This is a genomic window from Pedobacter sp. ISL-64 (assembly GCF_018613605.1).
Lineage (GTDB): Bacteria > Bacteroidota > Bacteroidia > Sphingobacteriales > Sphingobacteriaceae > Pedobacter.
The window spans coordinates 384,128-405,859 of sequence record NZ_JAGGPU010000005.1; the positions used below are offsets into that span (position 1 = coordinate 384,128).

Annotated in this window: 16 protein-coding genes; 11 read left to right on the top strand and 5 right to left on the bottom strand. The window is 38.1% G+C overall.

The annotated features are described in order from the left end of the window. Positions 1-123: 123 nt before the first annotated feature. The gene (locus tag J7E57_RS07940) at positions 124-447 is read left to right on the top strand and encodes a DUF1016 N-terminal domain-containing protein (protein ID WP_215126792.1); all 324 of its coding nucleotides are present in this window, start codon (positions 124-126) and stop codon (positions 445-447) included. Positions 448-519: 72 nt separating this feature from the next. Beyond that, positions 520-1,617 (top strand): mandelate racemase/muconate lactonizing enzyme family protein, encoded by a 1,098-nt coding sequence (locus J7E57_RS07945; protein WP_215126794.1) that lies wholly within the window; start codon positions 520-522, stop codon positions 1,615-1,617. A gap of 192 nt (positions 1,618-1,809) precedes the next feature. Here J7E57_RS07945 and J7E57_RS07950 read toward each other — a convergent pair whose 3' ends face one another. After that, positions 1,810-2,727 (bottom strand): glycoside hydrolase family 25 protein, encoded by a 918-nt coding sequence (locus tag J7E57_RS07950; RefSeq protein WP_317196531.1) that lies wholly within the window; start codon positions 2,725-2,727, stop codon positions 1,810-1,812. 121 nt (positions 2,728-2,848) lie between these two features. On the opposite strand from J7E57_RS07950, the gene J7E57_RS07955 reads away from it, so the two are divergent. Then, a complete protein-coding gene (locus J7E57_RS07955; protein ID WP_215126796.1) occupies positions 2,849-4,096 on the top strand; it encodes an MFS transporter in 1,248 nt (415 codons plus the stop codon). 25 nt (positions 4,097-4,121) lie between these two features. On the opposite strand, the gene J7E57_RS07960 is transcribed toward J7E57_RS07955, so the two are convergent. Both J7E57_RS07960 and J7E57_RS07965 read right to left on the bottom strand, forming a co-directional pair. After that, the gene (locus tag J7E57_RS07960; protein WP_215126798.1) at positions 4,122-5,102 is read right to left on the bottom strand and encodes a glycoside hydrolase family 43 protein; all 981 of its coding nucleotides are present in this window, start codon (positions 5,100-5,102) and stop codon (positions 4,122-4,124) included. 1,187 nt (positions 5,103-6,289) lie between these two features. Further along, entirely contained in the window at positions 6,290-7,660 is a 1,371-nt protein-coding gene (locus J7E57_RS07965) for a dipeptidase (RefSeq protein ID WP_215126800.1), read from the bottom strand. A 298-nt stretch (positions 7,661-7,958) separates the two neighbouring features. Here J7E57_RS07965 and J7E57_RS07970 point away from each other — a divergent pair, with 298 nt between their 5' ends. Genes J7E57_RS07970 through J7E57_RS07985 form a run of 4 tightly spaced genes read left to right on the top strand, consistent with a single transcriptional unit; the run spans position 7,959 to position 11,432 of the window. Beyond that, positions 7,959-8,933, top strand: coding sequence for an SGNH/GDSL hydrolase family protein (locus J7E57_RS07970; protein ID WP_215126802.1), 975 nt, complete (start codon positions 7,959-7,961; stop codon positions 8,931-8,933). A 55-nt stretch (positions 8,934-8,988) separates the two neighbouring features. Continuing rightward, the gene (locus J7E57_RS07975; RefSeq protein ID WP_215126804.1) at positions 8,989-9,543 is read left to right on the top strand and encodes a PH domain-containing protein; all 555 of its coding nucleotides are present in this window, start codon (positions 8,989-8,991) and stop codon (positions 9,541-9,543) included. Then, the gene (locus J7E57_RS07980; protein WP_215126806.1) at positions 9,536-11,041 is read left to right on the top strand and encodes a PH domain-containing protein; all 1,506 of its coding nucleotides are present in this window, start codon (positions 9,536-9,538) and stop codon (positions 11,039-11,041) included. The genes J7E57_RS07975 and J7E57_RS07980 overlap by 8 nt, the downstream gene beginning before the upstream one ends. A 25-nt stretch (positions 11,042-11,066) precedes the next feature. Next, entirely contained in the window at positions 11,067-11,432 is a 366-nt protein-coding gene (locus J7E57_RS07985) for a nuclear transport factor 2 family protein (RefSeq protein ID WP_215126808.1), read from the top strand. A gap of 46 nt (positions 11,433-11,478) precedes the next feature. Here the strand turns inward: J7E57_RS07985 and J7E57_RS07990 are convergent, their stop codons facing one another. After that, positions 11,479-12,363 (bottom strand): NmrA family NAD(P)-binding protein, encoded by an 885-nt coding sequence (locus J7E57_RS07990; RefSeq protein WP_215126810.1) that lies wholly within the window; start codon positions 12,361-12,363, stop codon positions 11,479-11,481. 82 nt (positions 12,364-12,445) lie between these two features. Here J7E57_RS07990 and J7E57_RS07995 point away from each other — a divergent pair, with 82 nt between their 5' ends. Then, positions 12,446-12,799: a winged helix-turn-helix transcriptional regulator gene (locus tag J7E57_RS07995; RefSeq protein ID WP_215126812.1), complete on the top strand. Its 354-nt coding sequence runs from the start codon at positions 12,446-12,448 to the stop codon at positions 12,797-12,799. 372 nt (positions 12,800-13,171) lie between these two features. Here J7E57_RS07995 and J7E57_RS08000 read toward each other — a convergent pair whose 3' ends face one another. Beyond that, positions 13,172-13,495, bottom strand: coding sequence for a DUF493 family protein (locus J7E57_RS08000; protein ID WP_215126814.1), 324 nt, complete (start codon positions 13,493-13,495; stop codon positions 13,172-13,174). Positions 13,496-14,204: 709 nt separating this feature from the next. Here J7E57_RS08000 and J7E57_RS08005 point away from each other — a divergent pair. From J7E57_RS08005 to J7E57_RS08015, 3 genes are all read left to right on the top strand, one after another. Further along, on the top strand, positions 14,205-16,508 hold the full coding sequence (locus tag J7E57_RS08005) for an ATP-dependent helicase (protein WP_215126816.1): 2,304 nt from the start codon (positions 14,205-14,207) through the stop codon (positions 16,506-16,508). 281 nt (positions 16,509-16,789) lie between these two features. Then, positions 16,790-20,329 (top strand): chromosome segregation protein SMC, encoded by a 3,540-nt coding sequence (gene smc / locus J7E57_RS08010; protein WP_215126818.1) that lies wholly within the window; start codon positions 16,790-16,792, stop codon positions 20,327-20,329. 370 nt (positions 20,330-20,699) lie between these two features. Beyond that, on the top strand, positions 20,700-21,674 hold the full coding sequence (locus tag J7E57_RS08015) for a M28 family peptidase (RefSeq protein WP_215126820.1): 975 nt from the start codon (positions 20,700-20,702) through the stop codon (positions 21,672-21,674). Positions 21,675-21,732 lie beyond the last annotated feature (58 nt).

Genomic DNA, 21,732 nt, shown 5'->3' on the forward strand with positions numbered 1-21,732 from the left:
TTAATGTAAAATGTAAGCGGGAAAATTGAATTCTAATTGGAGGCGTAAATCTATTAATATTCTACAAACCTATTTCGATTTAGTTTTTGTTTTTATACTTTAGTTGGAAATCTATCTGATGGAATGGAATTGAGCAAAAACGAGTTATTTAATGCTATAAAAGAGATTGTTAACCAATCTCTTTTAAAAGTATTCCGTGGGGCAAATTCTGAATTACTTGAATCTTACTGGCAAATTGGAAAACTTATTGTTGAGGATGAGCAGCAGGGAAAATTACGTGCAGCATACGAAAAAGAGACTTTAAAAAATCTTTCAAACCAATTAACATTTGAGTTTGGGAAAGGGTACGATTGTACTAATCTTACTAACATTAGAAAATTTTATCTTGCTTTTCCAATTCTTGACGCGCTGCGTCAAGAATTGAGTTGGACGCGTTATCGACGATAAATTAGATTAAATGTAAATATTAAACTTAATCAAACCTTACACCCTTTACCTTCTACCCTCAACCTTAAAACCATGAAAATCACCCATACCGAAATATACCGCTTTAGCATACCAATGGAGCCATTTGTTATTGCAACGGGAACCATGCATTTTGCCCAGAATGTATTAATCAGAATTTTTACCGATACGGGCATTCACGGTATTGGAGAATGCTCAGCATTTCCGATGATTGTAGGTGAAACGCAGGAAACCTGCATTGCAATGGCTAAAGACTTCGCCGCCATTTTAAAAGGCAAAGATCCCTTAGAAATTCCGGAGCGGATGAATGATTTACTGGGTTATGCCGATCATAACAATACCATTAAAAGTGCTTTCGATATGGCATTATTTGATATTGCAGCCAAAAATGCAAAATTACCACTGTATAAATTTCTTGGTGGAACCAAACGCACCATAGAAACCGATATGACCATTGGTATCGATACACCGACGGGAATGGCTGTAACAGCATTGAAATATAAAAGCCAGGGCTGCCGCATCCTAAAGATCAAACTGAGCAAAAAAGTACACGATGATATAGAAAGGGTAAAACATATCCGCGAAGCAGTAGGCGAAGATTTGATTTTACGCCTGGATGCTAATCAAGGCTGGAGTTTTGATGACGCTTTATTTGCATTAGGCGAATTGGAAAAATACAATATTGAGTTTTGCGAACAACCAATGCGGACATGGTATGATGATAAACTGCCTGAATTAAATGTAAATTCTCCGATTAAGCTCATGGCCGATGAAAGCTGTTACAACCATCACGATGCACGTAAACTGATCAATAGCCAGTCTACAACTTATTTAAACATTAAATTTTCGAAATCCGGAGGCATTTTAGAAGCGCAAAAAATCCATGAGGAAGCCTTACAACGCGGGGTAAAATGCATGATTGGGAGTATGCTCGAAACCCGGATTGCTTTAAGCGCCAACCTACATTTTGCATTGGCCAGCCCTAATGTGGAGTTTTTTGACTTAGATACTGCCTTGCTGGGCCATTTAGTCGATCCTGTGGTTGGTGGCTTAACCTATAATGGTTACTTTCTTGATGTTTCCGAGGAAATTGGTATCGGTGCAGAGGCTGATGAATTTTTCTTAGAAAAATGTGAAAGTTGGACGGTTTAGTTCAGTTGTTCACTAGTCGATAGTTTATTGGTTTTCCGGCGACCTTAACAATACAATTAATTGGTTTTCAGATACATAATAACCTATTTAAACAATTAAGGATTGTAATCACACATAATAGATCCTGAAACAAGTTCAGGATGACGATGCGCAAGTATATGACTAATGTACTGATGACCAGTGAACCAATGACTAATGAACTAATAACCTATCCAACGCCAAACTATCCCCATTAAAAGCATTAAAATCGACTACGTGACCGATGCCGTTAATTTTGGCTTTATCAGAGTGCTGCCAAAATTTCCAACGGCTTTTATCCATCCTTAGTTTTGGTTGATAATAATGGGCAATCCACAAGGGATAATCATCAAAATGATCGGCTAAATAATCTTCGTAAAATTTAAGTCCGGTATAAACAATTGGTCTTACCTTGGTTTTCATTTCTACATAATTGAGAAAATCAGAAAGTTCTGCCCTCATTTTTAACGGTGAAACACCATCCAGAGATTCAATATCCACAACGGGCGGCAAATCACCTTTCTCAATATTTACCACCTGTAAGAAAAATTTAGCCTGTGTTTTGCCGTCCTTTTTCGGTCTGAAAAAATGATATGCACCACAAATAATCCCTGCTTTTGGGGCTTCGCGCCAGTTGCGTTGAAAATAGGGATCAACCAACATTAATCCCTCTGTGGCTTTTATAAAGGCAAAACGGATACTAACCTCATCCTCTTTCATTTCCTTTACTTTTTGCCAATTTATTTTGCCCTGATAGTAGGAAACGTCGATGCCATGAACGGTATATTTTTTGGGGATTTTGATGTTAAAACTTTCGTAAGTTCTGTAATTTGGGTCTTGCCCCCAATCTTTAACCCAGCGCCAGGTCGCCACAAAACTTCTTAAAACATAACCGTAGTAAAATGGAGAGAGTAAAACCAACAATAAGCCTGCAATAGCCAATTTAAGTTGAACCGAAACACCCTGCTTCTTTTTTCTGCTTGTTGTGGGTTTTCTGGTTGCAGGTTTCCTAACGGCAGGTTTTCTGGCAACAGGGGTCTTGTTTATTGGGGTTCTTTTCTCTGGCGGCATTTGATCGGTTTCCGGATGCAAATTTGTGAAAAATTATGGGATATTTTTTTGCTCTTCTTTTTTTAATCTAACATGCGGATATTGAATTCAGATGATTAATTAACATCTGGCTTTTGCTATTTTTACCGCATCTAAATACAGCATGTTCAAACTTATTTTCAACACCTATAAAACATCATTCAGCGGATTAAGCAGAGAAACCTGGCTATTGAGCTTTGTGATATTGTTTAACAGATTCGGAAGCATGTCAGTTCCATTTATGGGGCTGTTCGTTACCCAAAGTTTGCATAGATCGGTAACAGATGCAGGCTTAATCATCATTTTATTTGGTGTTGGTTCTGTTCTTGGCTCAGCAACAGGTGGAAAATTAACAGACATGATTGGCTTTCGCCCGGTACAGGTTTTATCCTCCATCGTTAGTGGCCTGTTATTTATTTTATTTTCTACCCTCACCCACTTTTATAGTCTTTGTATCCTGGCGGTTGTAATCAGTTTTTTCTCGGAGGCTTTCCGACCGGCCAATTTTACAGCGGTTGCCCACTATGCCGCGGAAGGTACTTTAACGAGATCATACTCTTTAAACAGGTTGGCTACAAACATGGGCTGGTCTATAGGGATCAGTTTTGCAGGTATAATCGCTTCTATTAATTATAGATTACTTTTTATTGTTGAAGGCGTTGTAAGTATTATTGTGGGTTTGTTGATCTTATCATTTTTACCACAGGTGAAGGGCTTTATCAAGAAAGCAAAGGAAACAGCCAATAATATGATTATTATGAAACCGTGGCAAGATGCTTTCTATGTAAAGTTTATCCTTCTCACCACAATATTTATTACCTGTGCCTTTTTAATGTTCAGGATTGTGCCCGTATTTTTTAAACAAGAATGGCATATTGATGAATTCGCCATCGGCCTTATCATCGGGATCAATGGCGCTGTTATTGCCCTTTTCGAAATGGTGATGATCAATAAAATTGAAGCAAAACGATCGCCCATATTTTTCATCGTTATAGGTGCTGTTCTATTTTCGGCTGCTTATGTGATACTAAGTGTTCCAATAAGTCTTCACATTGTTATGGCGATATTAACCATTGTTGTTTTTACTGCAGGGGAGATGCTTACCTTACCTTTTATAAACACCATTGTAATCAGCAGGAGTAACGCGCACAACAGGGGACTATATGCCGCAGGCTATACCTTAAGTTGGTCCTTTGCACAACTTGCTGGTCCGTATCTGGGCTTTTTAGTAGCGGAGAATCTTGGCTATAACTGGCTTTGGTTGGGATTGGCGGGTATGCTTTTATTATGCACCTGGGGATTTAATACACTGAATAAAAAGCAGGCAAAAACTGTTTTGCTAAAAAGCGAAGCGCAGCTGGAAACTGAATAAAATTTCCAGCCGAACAGCATTTATTTTATTTTACTTTTTGGGCTTTTACACCTTCGTTTGTAATTTTTACTGGAAGAATATTACCAGCGGCGTCAAACTTCATTTCATCAATACAGGTAACTCGATGATTGCCATCAGTTTCGGTTAAGGGGCGGCGGTGGTAAACAATGTAATATTGTCCTTTTTTCTCGTTGATAATTACAGAGTGATGGCCTGCCCCAGTAGCGATAGAGGGATCTTGCTTTAATATTTTGCCAATCCTTTTAAACGGCCCAAATGGCGAATCGCCAACGGCATAAGCTACCGAGTAATCAGGACCAGTCCAGCCGCCTTCGCTCCACATGAAATAATATTTACCATTTCTGATGAACATATATGGCCCTTCTACGTAATTATCAGGCGTAATTTCTTTAAAGGTTTTGCCATCTTCAAATGGCAAAAAGCCAGTAAAATCTTTATTCAACTTGGCAATATTACAGTGTTTCCAGCCACCATAAATTAAATAATACTGGCCATCTTTATCTTTAAACACAAACTGATCAATAGGTTGAGCGCCATTATAAAACTTATCTACCAAAGGTTTCCCTAAATGGTCTTTATACGGTCCCTCTGGTTTATCGGCAATGGCTACACCAATTCCACCGATTTCTTTATCACTCTGAATATCGTTGGCACCAAAAAACAGGTAATACTTTTTGTCTTTTTGAACAATTGCTGGGGCCCACATGGCTTTATTGGCCCATTTTACAGCGGCCGTATCTAAAATATGTGGGTGTTTTTTCCATTTCACTAAGTCGTCTGATGAAAAGGCATCTAAAAAAACCTGTTCTTTATACCTGGCCGAATAAGTGGGATAAACCCAATACTTATTGTTAAAAATAGCAGCATCAGGGTCTGCATACCAGCCTTGAAATATTGGATTTCCAGACTGGTTAATCGATTTAGTATCTTGAGCTAAAGAAGTAAGTCCAGATAAAAGTAAAAGAGATGTGAATAGATATTTCATGGCAGCAATTTAGAAAAAAATAGCTATTAAAAAAATTTAGCTCATTCTATTTGTAGCTGCAAAGAATGGAAAGTAACATCTCAAAGATGTTTAAGGATGGTATGGTCTTCGAATATGCTACCATTAATAGACTCCAATAGAAAAAATCGTCATTGCTTTGAAGAACAGCCCGCTGTAAAATAAACCCGACAGAGCTAAATAGCCCGGAATGGAGCGCAGCGAAATGAGGACTATAAGCGATGGCGGGGCTACAGCACCTATAAAATACAGGATGCTCATTTTCATAATAAATCCCCTCTCAATAAATTAGGCAGGTCTTCGACTCCGCTCAGACTGACAATAGAAGTTAAATTTACTTAGTCGTTTTGGAAAGCAAAACTTGTAGCAGTTGGGGTAAAGCAGCCCCGCCCTTCGTTTCAAATCCTCGGCCTCATGCTTCGGCCTATGGGTTTTACACTACGGTCAGGTTTAGGTTGCAGGGCTACCATTGCTATTCAGGGCTGCAGGATGCATAAATCCTCCTTGCAATAACAAGCGTTTCCAAAAAGAACTGCACTTTATCCAATAAACCCGACAAAGCTAAATAGCCCGGAATGGAACGCAGCGAAATGAGGACTATAAGCGATGGCGGGAATACAGCAGCTATGAAATACAGGACACTCATTTCCAAAAAAAAATCCCTGCTTAATAAATTAGGCCGGTCTTCGACTGCGCTCAGACTGACAATAAAAGTTAAATTTATTTAGTTGTTTTGAAAAGCAAAACTCGTAGCAATTCGGTTTAAGCAGTCCCGCCCTTCGTTTCAAATCCTCGGCCTCATGCTTCGGCCTGTGGGTTTTTCACTACGGTCAGGTTTAGGTGGCGCAGCAAACCGTACTATCTGGAGCTGTAAGGAGCATAATTAATGGCGTTGCAGAAAACAGGCCTTACTCTGGAAAACGGGCCACTGTTAAATAAACCCGACAAAGCTAAATAGCCCGGAATGAAGTGCAACGAAATGAGGACTATAAGCGATGGCGGGACTACAGCACCTATGAAACAGTGAACGCTCATTTCCAAAAAAGAAATCGTCATCTCGACTGGAGCGCAGTGGAATGGAGAGATCTATCTAGACAGATTTCTCGACTGCGTTGCACTCCGCTCGAAATGACGATCTGTTGAGTCAGAACGGATAAATTAAATCAAGCTTATTTGCTCAGTTCTGCGAAATATTTATGGAATAACGGTAAAGTCTCTATTCCTTTATAATAATTGTAAATATCATATTTCTCATTTGGCGAGTGTAGCGCATCGCTATCTAAACCGAAACCAAAAAGTACCGATTTAATGCCCAATACATCTTCGAATAAAGCCACAATAGGAATACTGCCTCCGCCGCGTGTTGGAATAGCTTTTTTACCAAAACTATCTTCAATTGCTTTTTCGGCTGCCTGGTAAGCAATACTATCAGTTGGGGTTACCACTGGTTCGCCGCCATGATGAGGCGTAACCTTTACCTTTACATTTTTAGGCGCAATGCTTTCGAAATGTTTGGTAAAAATCTCGGCAATTTCTTCTGAGCTCTGGTGAGGAACCAAACGCATAGAAATTTTTGCATTGGCTTTACTTGGCAATACGGTTTTTGCACCTTCACCAATATAACCGCTCCAAATTCCGTTTACTTCTAAAGTTGGACGGGTACCTGTACGCTCTAAAGTTGAATAACCTTTCTCACCCCAAACCTCTTCGATATCTAAATCCATTTTGTATTCTGCTTCGTCGTAAGGTGCAGAATTTAATGCTTTTTTCTCCTCATCTGTTAACTCAAGTACTTTATCATAAAAGGCAGGGATAGTGATGTGGTTATTTTCATCGTGTAATGAAGCGATCATTTTACAAAGGATAGTTGCAGGATTAGCCACTGCCCCACCGTAAACTCCAGAGTGTAAATCGCGGTTCGGACCAACTACTTCAACTTCCATATAAGCTAAACCACGCAAACCGGTTTCGATTGATGGATGTTCCATGCTAATCATCGAAGTATCAGAAATTAAGACTACATCAGCCTTTAAACGCTCGGCATTCGCGTTTACAAAAATACCCAGATTTGCAGAACCCACCTCCTCTTCACCTTCGATCATAAATTTAACGTTGCAGGCCAAAGTATTGGTTTGCATCATCAGTTCGAATGCTTTTACATGCATATAAAACTGTCCTTTATCATCGCAAGCGCCGCGGGCATAAATTTTACCATCGCGTACTGTTGGCTCAAAAGGTGGTGTATGCCAAAGTTCTAATGGATCGGCCGGTTGAACATCGTAATGACCATATATTAAAACAGTGGGTAAAGAAGCATCTATAATTTTTTCGCCATAAACAATAGGATATCCTGCGGTTGGGCAAATTTCTACCTGATCCGCACCTGCATCTTTTAATTTCTGAGCAACATAATCAGCTGTTTTTAAAACATCGCCTTTGTATTTCGGATCAGCACTTACCGATGGAAAACGCAATAACTCAAACAACTCATCTAAAAAACGTTGTTTGTGCGTTTCTACATAATTTTTAATCTCTTGCATAACAAAATGAATTTCGACAAATATAGGCTTTACCAAATAAAAGGCACTTAAGCGGTTAATAAATTATCCCCATACCAGGGTAAAATTTTGCTTATAGCCAGACGGTTAATGGGTTTAATTATTTTTTAAAGCTCAAAATCAATGTGTTATCTTAAAACTTAAAACACGTCTTTTAACAAATACAAAAAAATGATTTAATGTCTGTAAAAAAATATAGTACAGCATTGTTTATATTTACTTTTTTGTAAATTGCACCAATAACAGATATCCTTAAATCCTGTACGAAAGAATTTTAACAATGAAGTTTAGCGCAAAAGTATTTCTATCTCTGCTGCTGCTTCTTGTTGTCCGCATTTCTTCCTTAGCTCAAGCCCAGCCCCCTACTCGGGTAAGTTGCCCGGAAGCAGCCCAATATTATTCGAAAGACAGTATAAATATTGTAACCTTCGGAGCCAGTACCGTAGAAGGTGTAAATGGGGTTGGTTTTCAAACCATGCTGCAGAACAATTTTATAAATTGTTATACGAATAAAATCGTGGATATTACCAATCATGGTATTGGTGGCCAGACTACTTTTCAGGGATTACTCAGAATTGATAACGCGATAGCCAATAGAACGGGCTTTATTGTAATTGATATGGGCATTAATGATGCTATTGCAATGACTATTGGCAAAGGAAGTGTAGCCGAAACCGTTGCTAATATGCGGGTATTGATTACAGCAAGCCTTAAACAAAAGTTAGTTCCTATTTTGTGTACACTCCAGTTTGTTGATGATAGGACCATTAAAAGTTATGTGGCTGTAAATACCAATATCAGAAACCTTAATACAGCCTACAGAAAATTAGCTGCAGAATATAAAATATACTTAGCTGATGTAAACGCTGCCATGAGGCGCGATTTTTCGCTTTATCAGGATCCATTTCATCCTAATGCACGTGGTTACAGGTTGGTAAGCTATGTAATTTTCGACGCCATTAATAAAGCGATTTTTGATAAATTCTTAAAGTTTACCGTTTCTCAGAATTACCCTAATCCTGCAGCTATGCAAACATTTATTGATGTTGTTTTGCCCGAAACGGATAAAATTAATATTCAGATTTTTGATTTAATGGGCCGCTTGGTTAAAACAGTAGTAAATGAATACCTCAATACCGGAAAACACACCTTAGAAATCAACACCTCTACCTTTGTTCCCGGCATTTATTTCTTTAAAATCTCTTCCGATTCAGGTCAATATAACACTGCAAAAAAGTTTATTGTAGCGAGGTAACAAAAGATTTAAATATTAGTCTATTTATAGATTAATATGTTTTATACCTTTAACCATGACTACTGAGACACTTTTCACCAATGAAGTTATTGATCTCGATCTTCTTCCAAAATACGAAGACATTCAGTTAAGCAGGCCACATCCCGATTATTGGAAAATCATCTGTATTAATCTACTGATCTTTTTTGGCCTGCTGGGAATAACTGTTGGTATACTCCTATTCTTTGTTGATGAAGTAAAACCAAATGTCAAATGGATTATCCCCCTTTATTTAGCTTTATTAGCTACCTTCTTTCTACTCTTTCGCGCGAGTTTTAAGAAACGGGGGTATGCCATCCGCACACATGATGTAATATACAAAAGTGGTATTATCGCCGAATCGACAACAATTGTTCCTTTAAACAGGATTCAGCATATCGAATTAAATGAAGGGATTTTTTCCAGAATATATAAACTGGGATCATTACAGCTATTTACTGCAGGTGGCCAAACAGGGCATATCCATATTTCGGGGATTGCAATTGATGATGCCAAGCGTATCAGGGATCTGCTTTTGAAAAAACTAGACCTGCTTGAAAATCCAGCAACAGCATTGAATGCCAATGAATAACGATTTTAGCAAACCGCAGCGTGAATCGGCCTTTGGCATCATTATAATGGGTGCGCATACCATGCTAAAAATTGGCAAGGCGAGTTTTTTCTTATTCATTATTGCCTTTGTAAAGATGTCGAGCACTTCTTTTACCTATCTCATATTAGGCATTTCCGCTATCATTGTATTCAGTTTCATATTTGCTTATTTATGGTATTTAAAATTTACGTTCTTTTTAGATAAAGAAAAGCAGGAATTTGTGGTGAATAAGGGCATATTCAACCGCGATCAGGTAATTATTCAGCTTGATAAAATACAGCAGGTTAACATTAACCAGAATATTCTGCAGAAAATTATCGGCGTTTATGGGTTAAAAATTGATACAGCCGGTGCTCATGGAGAAGAAGTAAGCATAAAAGCAATTGACGAAACTTCTGCCTATAACCTTAAAGAACATTTATTAAATAGAAGAACTGTAACTGAAACACAATCGGAAATTGAACATGAAAACCACAAAACAGCAGAAACACCATTTTTAAGAATAAGTGCCTGGACTTTGTTTAAAGTAGGACTAACCTCTAATTATGGCCAAAGTTTAGCTTTACTTGCTGCTTTTTTTTACACCGTTATTTATGAGGGCAGGCAATTGCTTGATGCTTTTAAAATTAATAAAGATGAAATTCAGAGCGCAGTAACGGGTATGCTGACAATAGTTACAATTTTTATCTTAATTGCATGCCTTTTAATTGTACTGTTAATTATTAACCTGGTTAGAACCTTTTATAAGTATTTCGAGCTGGAAATTAGCGAGCATAAAAACACACTCTTACTCTCTTCAGGGCTTATTGCCAAGAAAAACACCTTGATTAGCCCAAATAAAGTCCAGATTACAAAATACAGCCAGAATTACTTTCAGAAAAAGATGAATATGCTAAATATGCGTTTAAAGCAGGCTCATTTTGGTCAAAGTAAAAAAGGGCATGAAATGCAGGGAAATACCTTAGAAATTCCGGGATGTAACCCTGGCGAAAGGGACGAATTGTTAAAAATGATATTGGGCCAAACACCTTTAAAAGCAAAAACTTTCATTCCCGACTGGCGTTTTTTGAATTTACCTATTTTCTTTAAACTGATTTTGCCTGTGATGGCATTTTTAATTATTTCGTTTAACGTTCCTGAGGTTAAGCCCTATATCGGCGTATCAATTGCTTACTTAATAATTGGTATTTTGATGATTTATATCAGTTATCGCCGACATAAGGTTTCAGTAAGTCAAAATTTCATCATCAAAACCAGCGGGATTTGGGATATTTCAAATGAAATTGTAGTACCAAATAAAATTCAGGCCATTACCACTTTTCAATATCCATGGCATAAAGGGGTCGATGTTGGTCATCTCACTTTACACACGGCTGCGGGTCAGATTCATTTTAAATATGGCAATTATACCGAAATTAAACAGCTGGTAAATTACTGGCTGTATCAGGTAGAACGTAAAAATGAAAATTGGATGTAAATTTTTAAAGAACTAAACAATTAATATGAATACCAGGGAACAGATCATTTTAAATGAAGATAGATTATTAACGGCCATAAAGAATGGTGATATTGAGGATCTCGATCAGCTTTTGCATGAAGATTTACTTTTTAACCTGCCCAATGGAGTAACCATAACTAAGGCTATGGATATGGAAACTTATATATCCGGAAATTTGGTTGTAAATTCTATCCTACCGGCTGAACAGCAAATTAATCTGATTAACGATACTGCAGTTGTTAGTGTGAAAATTGAGCTAAAGGCAGTATATACTTCACAATCCATCGAAGGTATTTTCAGATATTTAAGAGTATGGAAGTTGTTTGATCAGGAATGGAAAGTAATTGCCGGAAGTTGTGTGGCTATATAAAAATAACAGCTGCCAGGTTTAAATCCAGGCAGCTGCTATAATTCAATTAATTCTGGTATGCCGCAGCAAACTCATCCGCAAAATCTTTAAGCTTAATGCTGCCTAAAATGGGCCTATTTTTATAATAGTCTACAAAAAGTTTATTACTTCTGATCGCATCCCCCATTTCTACATAGTTTTTGGCTATTTCTTCAGGTAAACCTGCTCCTACCATTCCGTTAAATGCATCTTCACCGCTAAACTCTATCCATGGTAATTCTGGCTTACCCACTGCAGTACCTAATACTTTTGCAACATCAGACGGCGTACTTTCATCATCACTGGCTACATACTGTATAGTTTTGCCTGTAAAATTACTTTCCAATACTTCGGCAGCCACTTCAGCAATGTTACGGGGATGCACCAAAACAAGTTTCGAATCGGCGCCAAAATTAGACCCTAATATGTTTGCATGTTTAACCATATCGATGTTGGCTAAAAAGTTAATGTAAAAATAACCGGCACGTAAATGTCTTACATCAACTCCATTTAATGTGGCAAAAATATTTTCTACATCATGTAATCCTGCAATTGGGCCTGTCCCATCTGGCAGATCTGCACCTACGCTACTTAAATTCACTACTTTTTTAACGCCCGACTCTTTTATGGCAGCTGCATAATTTTCGCCGATACCTTTAATATATGCCCTAAATTTTGGTGCTGCAAAATTTGGTGGCACCATGGTGTAAATGGCATCAGACCCGGTAAAAGCATCTTTTAAAAATCCGGTATCGCTTACACTACCAATTAAAGGTATTGCACCTAGCAATTTAATTTCTTCGGTTCTATCGGTGTTACTGCTAATAATTTTTACTTCATGGCCTTTGGCTACCAGTATTTCGGCAAGGGGTTTAGTGATATTACCTACTGATCCTGTTAATGTTATTTTCATGATTTTTTTGTTTTTAAATATTGAAAACAAAGTTATATTTGTACTTACTTTTATACAAGTACTTACCCCAAAGTATGTAACTATGACAGCTGTTAAAGAAAGTTCGACCCGTAATTTTAATAAAGGTGTAGCGTTAACCAGCTGCCCGGTTACGTTTGTAATGGAAAAAATTGGTGGTTATTGGAAGCCGATTATTATTTTTCATTTAATGAGTGGCCCAAAACGTTATAGTGAGTTAAAACGTGCGATACCACAGATAACTGAAAAAATGCTTATACAGCACTTAAAGCAATTGCAAAATGATGACCTCGTTCATCGGGATGCACAAGCTGTTGTTCCTCCCGTAGTTACCTATAGCCTCACAAAATCGGGGCAGGATCTTTTTCAGGTATTAGATTCGATGGTAGATTGGGCCGTTAAAAATGGCTCTGTTTAACCTTTATACGTACTCATCTGGACAATTAGAATTACGAACGAATATATAGATAGGTTTTAAATCATTAATAGTAGCACAAACTAAATGGTATGAACCTTTGGAAAGCGAAACGCGGGAGCCAACTTGATTACCCGCACAGGCATTGCGCTCCGAAAAGAAAATTGGTCGATATAATTTTTTCATTGATTGGAAATGAGAGGGTGGTTTTCATTGGAGATTGCAGTCCTGCTGTTCGCTGTAGCCCTCATGCTTCGGGGCTGCCGCTGCCATCAGGTTTATGAACAGCGTAGGTACAAAAGCAGCCTCAAAAATGAAATACGGATCTAACTTTTCCAAAAACCAAAAAAAATCATTTTAAGTGGGCGGGAACGCCTACAGTATCATAATGCCCTTGATGTTTCCTGCTTGCTTATAAACAGCAATCACCTCATCCGCATTTTGCATCATCTTTTTTACGGTAATCGAAACATATTTCCCTGTTTTTGAAGCTTGCTCAATAAACTCATCATCAGGTAAAATGGCACGTAAGTCTTGTATTTTATCTAGCCCGCCAGTAATAATAAATTTAAAATTATAAACCCCCGGAAACTGCTCAACACTTTCTAGTTTCTCTTTTAAATTAGCATAAATATCTCCATTATCCCCATCGGGGATATCAGTAAACTCAATATCCTTATTATTTTTATTCTCATCCATAACGAAAGCATATCAAATTTTATACCCAAATAAACAGGGTGCAATTCTGACAGAATTAACGTTTATTTTAATTAAAATACCGCCATTTTAGCGAATCGAAGGGACGAATGGTTAATGCCCTATAGGTTGCCTTTTACGCTTCAACAATAATTTATTAGCGCTACAAATGCGAGATAGATTCTGAAATGAATTCAGAATGACGAGCTATAAAATTAAAGCTATAGGTTTAAACCCTCAATAGTAGCACAATAAAACGAGTTCAGAATAACGAACGATAAAATAGCCTGTGGGTTTTAAACCTTTAATAGTAGCACAAACCCAATTTACATAAACCTTAGCGAAGCGGATACCGGCCTTGTGGGCAATGCCTGCAGCCGTATGAGCAAAGCAAAGGACTGCAGAACCCAATGAAATACTAATGTAGCTTTTCTAAAAACCGAAGATAGCTCTGCGATAGCGATAGTTAGCCTTATAAAAACAAGGTGCAATTGCCATATAAGACAGATAAGCCAATAACGGATAGATTCACCACGAAGTGGCTGCCCGACACAAAAATTAATAAGTATAGCTAATAAAACAAATCCGATAGCTATCGGATCAGAATGACGAACGATTAGGGCGACCGATTAGGTTTTAAACTAATTACTAACAACTTTGGCAAAAAGCGATAGGAATTGTTATTTTTGAACCTCAAAAAACAGGAGCCGATTTGGATTATTTAGCAGGATTAAACCCACAACAAAGAGCAGCAGTAGAGAACACAAAAGGACCCGTAATGATAGTGGCGGGTGCTGGTTCGGGCAAAACCAGGGTAATTACTTATCGTGTGGCCCACCTGATTCAAACAGGTACCGACCCCTTTAACATTTTGGTTTTAACCTTTACCAACAAAGCGAGTAAGGATATGCGCGAGCGTATTGGTAAAGTGGTTGGTGCAGAGGCAAAGAATATTTGGATGGGCACTTTTCACTCTGTTTTTGCCAAGATTTTACGGGTAGAGGCCGAGAAAATAGGTTATCCAAGCAATTTTACCATTTACGATACCGATGATAGTAAAAGTGTAATCCGGGCCATTTTGAAAGAAATGCAGCTGGATGATAAATTATATGCAGCGAATTTTGTTTTTAATAGAATTTCATCAGCCAAAAATAATTTAATTTCCTGGGGCGAATATCAAGCTAACGACCAGATACAGGCCGAAGATATCCAGAATAAACGCCCATTAATCGGCCAGATTTACGAAACCTATGCTAAACGCTGTTTTAGAGCTGGGGCAATGGATTTCGACGATTTGTTATTCAAAACCAATATTTTATTGAAAGAACATCCTGATGTTTTAAATAAATATCAACAGAAATTTAGATACCTGATGGTGGATGAGTACCAGGATACCAACTTTTCGCAGTATACCATTGTGAAAAAACTGGCTGCTGCTTATCAGAACATTTGTGTGGTAGGTGATGATGCACAGAGTATCTATGCCTTCCGTGGCGCAAATATCCAGAATATTTTAAATTTCGAACGCGATTATCCTGATTTAAAGGTTTATAAATTAGAACAGAATTACCGTTCTACCCAAAATATTGTTGATGCAGCGAGCAGTATCATTGCCAACAACAAAAACCAGCTCGAAAAAAACGTGTTTTCTGAAAATGCAGAAGGAGATAGAATTAAGGTTTCTCGTGCATTTACCGATAACGAAGAAGGTAAATTAGTTGCTGAAGCCATTATTCAGGAGCGCAGTACGAAAGGTTATCAACACAGCGATTTTGCCATTTTATACCGTACCAATGCACAAAGCAGGGCGATGGAGGAAGGCTTACGCAAACTTAATATTCCTTACAGGATATATGGCGGCCAATCTTTCTACCAACGTAAAGAGATTAAAGATTTAATTGCTTATTTTCGTTTAACTTTTAATCCGAAGGATGAAGAAGCAATAAAACGTGTAATCAATTACCCTAAACGTGGTATTGGAGATACTTCTATCGATAAAATTATTGTTGCTGCAGACCAGAACGATAAAACCATGTGGGATGTAATTTCGAATGCACACCAATATGTTGATGGCCGTTTAGCTAATCAACTGAACGATTTTGCCATGATGGTACAAAGCTTTCAGGCAGAAGCTAAAAAGCTCGATGCTTATGATACCGCTTTGTTTATTGCCCAACATGCTGGTATTTTAAAAGAATTATATACCGACGAGAGTGTTGAAGGACGTAGCCGTTACGAAAACATACAAGAGTTATTAAATGGTATAAAGGAATTTGCCGAGCGCGAAGACATTGAAGAAAAAGGTCTTGATATCTTTATGCAGGATGTTGCCCTTTTAACCAACGATGATAAAGATGGTGATAAGAATAAGGATACAGTTTCTTTAATGACGATCCACTCAGCCAAAGGTTTGGAGTTTAAAAACGTGTTTATAGTAGGATTGGAAGAAAATCTATTCCCTTCGCAAATGTCGTTAACCAACCGCACCGATTTAGAGGAAGAACGCCGTTTATTTTATGTGGCCATCACGCGTGCTGAGGTAAAACTAACCATCACCTATGCTACTTCGCGTTACCGCTGGGGCACTTTAACCAACTGTGAACCAAGCCGTTTCATTAACGAAATTAGTCCGAAATTTTTAGAATTGGATGTAAAACCATCCAAGTCGAACAGTTTTGAAGGTAATTTCGACGATGACCGCAAAACATGGACCTCGCAGCCACGTGATTTCTTTAGCAAACCGAAACCAGCGGCCGGCGCAACTACTTCTGCCCCACCTGTCCGTCCGAAAACAACATCATTACTGGCTAAAGCGCACATACCAACACCAGGTTTTACCCCATCACAACCACAAGAATTTCAAGGTGGTATGGAGGTTGAACACGAAAAATTCGGCTTTGGAAAAATCATCAGCTTGGAAGGAACCTTACCAGATGTTAAGGCAACGGTATTCTTCCAGGGTTTAGGCAACAAACAGTTACTGCTTAAGTTTGCAAAACTGATGATTGTAAAATAGTCCAGATTTTTAATCTGGTCACAGAAAACCAGAAACATATAAAATCAACAGCGATTCGTCATCCTGAACTTGTTTCAGGATCTTTAATAGATAACATTTAATAGATGCTGAATCAAGTTCAGCAGGACGATCACTTTTGAAAATTACACCAAACTCTGTGCTCTCTGTGCTTTTCTCTTCGTGCTCTTTGTGGTTAAAAAACACTGAATCTCCGTGACTAAAAACTTGAAAAACCACAAAATTATCCTTATTATTGAACTCGGTTCCTCCGATTACAAACCATGCAACTTACCAGGTTAGAAATTAAAGGTTTTAAGAGCTTTGGCGATAAAGTGACCATCAATTTTAATGAGGGTGTTACGGCTATTGTTGGTCCTAATGGTTGCGGAAAATCCAATGTAATCGACGCGATGCGCTGGGTTTTGGGCGAACAGAGTACCAAAGCACTGCGTTCAGAAAAGATGGAGAACATCATTTTCAACGGAACAAAAAACCGTAAACAGGCGCAGCTTGCCGAGGTTTCATTGAGTTTTGATAATACCAAGAACATCCTGCCAACAGCCTATTCACAGGTTACCGTAACCCGTAAACTCTATAGAAATGGCGATAGTGAATATCGTTTAAACGATGTTCAATGTAGGTTAAAAGACATTACCGACCTTTTTCTGGATACCGGAATCGGCTCTGATAGTTATTCGATTATTGAGCTGAAAATGGTTGATGAAATTATTACCAATAAAGAACATAGCCGCCGTTCTTTGTTTGAAGAAGCATCGGGGATCTCGAAATACAAATTACGCAAAAAACAGACTTTCAGCAAGTTAAAAGACACTGAAGCCGATTTAGAGCGGGTTGAAGATTTACTTTTCGAGATCGAAAAAAACCTTAAAACCTTAGAAAATCAGGCACGTAAAGCTGAGCGTTATTATAAGTTAAAAGAGCAATATCGCGAATTGAGTGTTCAGTTGGCTACACACCGCATTGCCTTCTTCCGTACCGACTTAAATGCTTTAGAAACACAGGAGCAAAATCAACAGGTAAACCGTACAGCACTCAGTACAAAAATAGATACGGGTGAAGCCGAATTGCAAAAGCTTAAACTAGGTAGTATCAATCAGGAAAAGAACCTTTCCGTACAACAAAAGGCTACAAACGAGTTTGTTTCCAAAATCCGTGCTTATGAGAGTGAGAAAAAAGTTAAGAACGAGCAGATGCGTTTTTTACAGGAAAAAGAAACACGTTTATCTGGCGAGCTCGAAAAAGATAAAAACCAGGTTAACCACATTAAATACAACATCAAACGCTTAAATGAAGAAGTTTTAACTGAAACTGAAGTCTTTAACCGACTTGAATCTGATTTAAAAAGCTTAAAATCTACGCTTGATACTTTACGCGAGCAACAGCAGACCGAGAAAAACAGGATTGATAACCTGATCAAATCGGTTAACGAATTGCAAAACCAAGTATACCAATCACAAAAGGAAATAGATATCCTAAATATTCAAAAAGATGCGCTGGTACAGGAAACCAACCGGAATGTTGACGATACCGAAACCAAAACATTAGAATTAAAGGCTTTCGATCATGCTTTGGCCGAACTTGATATTCAGGTTAGGGAGAAGCAGGCCAATATTAAAAACCTAACGGAAGCTGAAGAACTTTTAAAAGAAAAACTGGCTGCTTCAGAAATCAATTTAAGTTCGAACAAGGAAAAACTTACGGCCGAAAACCGTAAAAAAGATGCCAAGCAGAACGAATATAACCTGACCAAATCGCTGGTTGATAGTTTAGAGGGTTTTCCTGAATCGATCCGTTTTTTGAAGAAAAACAACGCTTTTGCTAAAAGTGCCCTGCTCCTTTCTGATATTTTATTCTGTAATGAAGATTACCGCATAGCTATTGAGAATTACCTCGAGCCGGTAATGAACCATTATGTGGTTGATCAATATGCAGATGCAGTACAGGCCATTAATCTCTTAACCGATGCCAGCCGCGGACGTGCAAACTTTTTCATTTTAGAAAATGTACCCGATAAAAACCCAGTTATTGGTACGCATGAAGGACTAATTTCAGCGTTATCAGTCATTGAAGTCGACAAAAAGTACCAGCACCTCTGCAACCTGCTTTTGCAAAATGTTTACATCGCAGTAGCTGAGCAAGAAAATCTTTTCAAAGCCACACCAACAGATAGTTTAACCATTTTGGCTAAAAATGGCAAATATGCCCAAACTAAATTCACACTGGCGGGTGGCTCGGTGGGTTTATTCGAAGGAAAAAGGATTGGCCGCGCCAAGAATTTAGAAAACCTGGCCAAAGAGATCAAAGCTTCAGAATCGTTGATTAATCAGTATGATGCCGCAATTAAAGCCGAAACTGATAATATATTTAACCTAAAAGAAGCTTCAAAAATCAATCAGATCAATGCTTTGCAACAAGAAATGAACCGTTTAAACAACGAACATATTTCTGTGCAAACCCGTCGTGATCAGTACCAGGAGTTTATTACGACCAGCGAAAACCGTAAGACAGATATTGCCCAAAAGATAGTATCCATAGAAAAAGCCTTATCGGAAAAATTGCCGGCATTGGTTCAATTGCAAAAAGACCAGCAAGAAGCGCATATAGATTTACAAGAACAACAACTTAATTATCAGGAAATCGCCGATCAGGTAAACGAAAGCGCGGGCAAATATAACCAGGATAATATTCGTTTCCATCAACAACAAAATAAGTTATCAGGCTTAGAAAAAGATTTAGATTACCGTTTTGTACAGGAAGAAGCTTTAAATAAGCGCATCGCACAAAACGACAAAGAATTACAGGAAGCACTAACCCAAATTACGGCAACGCTACAGCACACTGACCTGAACGACGATACGCTTTTAGAGATGTATCAACAACGTGAAGAGATGGAAAAAGGGCTTGCAGAAGCTGAGCAAGCTTATTTCACAAGCAAAGGAAGCATTAACGAGGTTGAAAACGACCTGACCAATATCCGTAAAACCCGCGAAGAAACAGATTTCTTATTAACTGAGATTAAGGATAAAAAAAACGCATTAAAAATCGACCTGAATGCATTAAAAGAACGTTTAGCCGTCGAATTCAACATCGACATCAACGACCTTTTAGAAACAGATACCGAAATTGAAGTTTTAGAAAGTGAGTTTGATCTCCGTCAAAAGGTAGAGCGAATGAAACGTCAACTCGACGAATTTGGTGCCATCAATTCTATGGCAATGGAAGCCTTTAAAGAAATGGAAGAACGTTATACTTTTATCCAGAACCAAAAAAAGGATCTTAATGCAGCAAAAACCGATCTTTTACAAACGATTAAAGAGATAGACGACACAGCTAAAGATAAATTTATGCAGGCCTTTACCCAGGCCCGTGAGCATTTTATCGTAGTTTTCCGTTCTTTATTTAACGAAGAAGATAGCTGCGACCTGATTTTATCAGATATCAATAATCCTTTGGAGGCCGATATTGATATTATTGCCCGGCCGAAAGGAAAAAGACCTTTATCCATCAATCAGTTATCCGGTGGGGAAAAGACTTTAACGGCTACAGCGCTATTGTTTTCGCTTTACCTGCTAAAACCTGCTCCTTTCTGTATTTTCGATGAGGTTGATGCACCTTTGGATGACACCAACATTGATAAATTCAACAATATTATCCGTAAATTCTCCGATCAATCGCAGTTTATCATCGTATCGCACAACAAACGGACCATTGCCAGCACTGATATCATTTACGGGGTAACCATGGTAGAACAAGGTGTTTCGAGGGTTGTAGCGGTCGATTTAAGGGAGGTAGCGGCGTAAAAGCTGAAAGACCAAAGCAAAATCTACCGCTTCCGCTATTGCGAAAAGGCTTTTCAGCCGACGAAGCAATCTTTTATTTACATTTTTTCAATTAGAAATGAACGATGTGATTACTTTTTTAATTTCAATTTATTTCGATCGTCATGCTGTCCCGAAGCTTAGGGATCAGCATCTTTCCTGCAATAAAGACCCTGAAATGAATTCAGGGTGACGCCTTATATATTCCAATAATTAATATCTTTAAGAAAAATTAACACGATGGTCGTCCTTTCGAGCGGAGTGCAACGAAGTCGAGAAATCTATTCCGATAGATCTCTCATTCCGCAATGCTCCAGTCGAGATGACGACCCTAGCTTATTACAAAATAATCATGAAAATCCTATATATCCTTCCCTTAGCCATGATGCTAAGCTGCTGTTCATCAGTAAAAAACCAAAATAATACTGCTTCCGGCAAGTTAGATACCCAATTGTTAAAAGATGTTGAGGTATTATCATCAGATGCTTATCAAGGTAGAAAAACCGGAACAAAGGGGGCTGAAATGGCCAGGGCATACATTATAGAAAGATTTCAAAAATTAGGGCTAAAATCTTATCCTCAGCATGTAAACTATGCCCAGGAGTTCACTTTTAACGGAAGAGGCAATACAAAAATAAATGGCACGAACATCATCGGCTACATTCCGGGCAAAGGAACCAATGTTATTGTGGTATCTGCCCATTACGACCATTTAGGTGTAGTAAAAGACGAAGTTTTTAACGGTGCTGATGATAATGCATCGGGAACTGCAGGATTATTAAAAATTGCAGCCTATTTTGCCAAAAACAAACCCAATAACACGATCATTTTCGCCTCTTTCGATGCGGAAGAAATTGGCTTACAGGGTGCAAAGGCATTTGTAGGCAATCCACCAGTGCCTATTAATACTATAGCCATTGATTTAAATATGGATATGATCAGCCATAGTGATAAAGGTGAACTCTATGTCTGCGGGACTTTCAAATATCCTGATTTAAAGAAGTATGTAGATACGACTAAAACCAATATTAAATTACTTTTCGGCCACGACGATCCAAAACAGGGCCACGATGATTGGACAAACCAAAGCGACCAAGGCGCATTTAATGCTAAAAATATTCCATTTTTATATTTCGGTGTAGAAGACCACAAAGATTATCATAAACCTACCGACGAATATTCTACCATCACCAAACCATTTTTCAGTAATGCTGCAAGTACTGTACTGGATGTTGTAAAAAACATCGACAAACAAACAGGTTTACAACAACTGTTAAAAGATAAAATGATCATGATGGACAATCCAAGAAAATCGGAAAGGTTTTAATAAACTGATTGATACAAATCTAAACCTGCCCTATCCGGCAGGTTTTTTTATGCTTTAT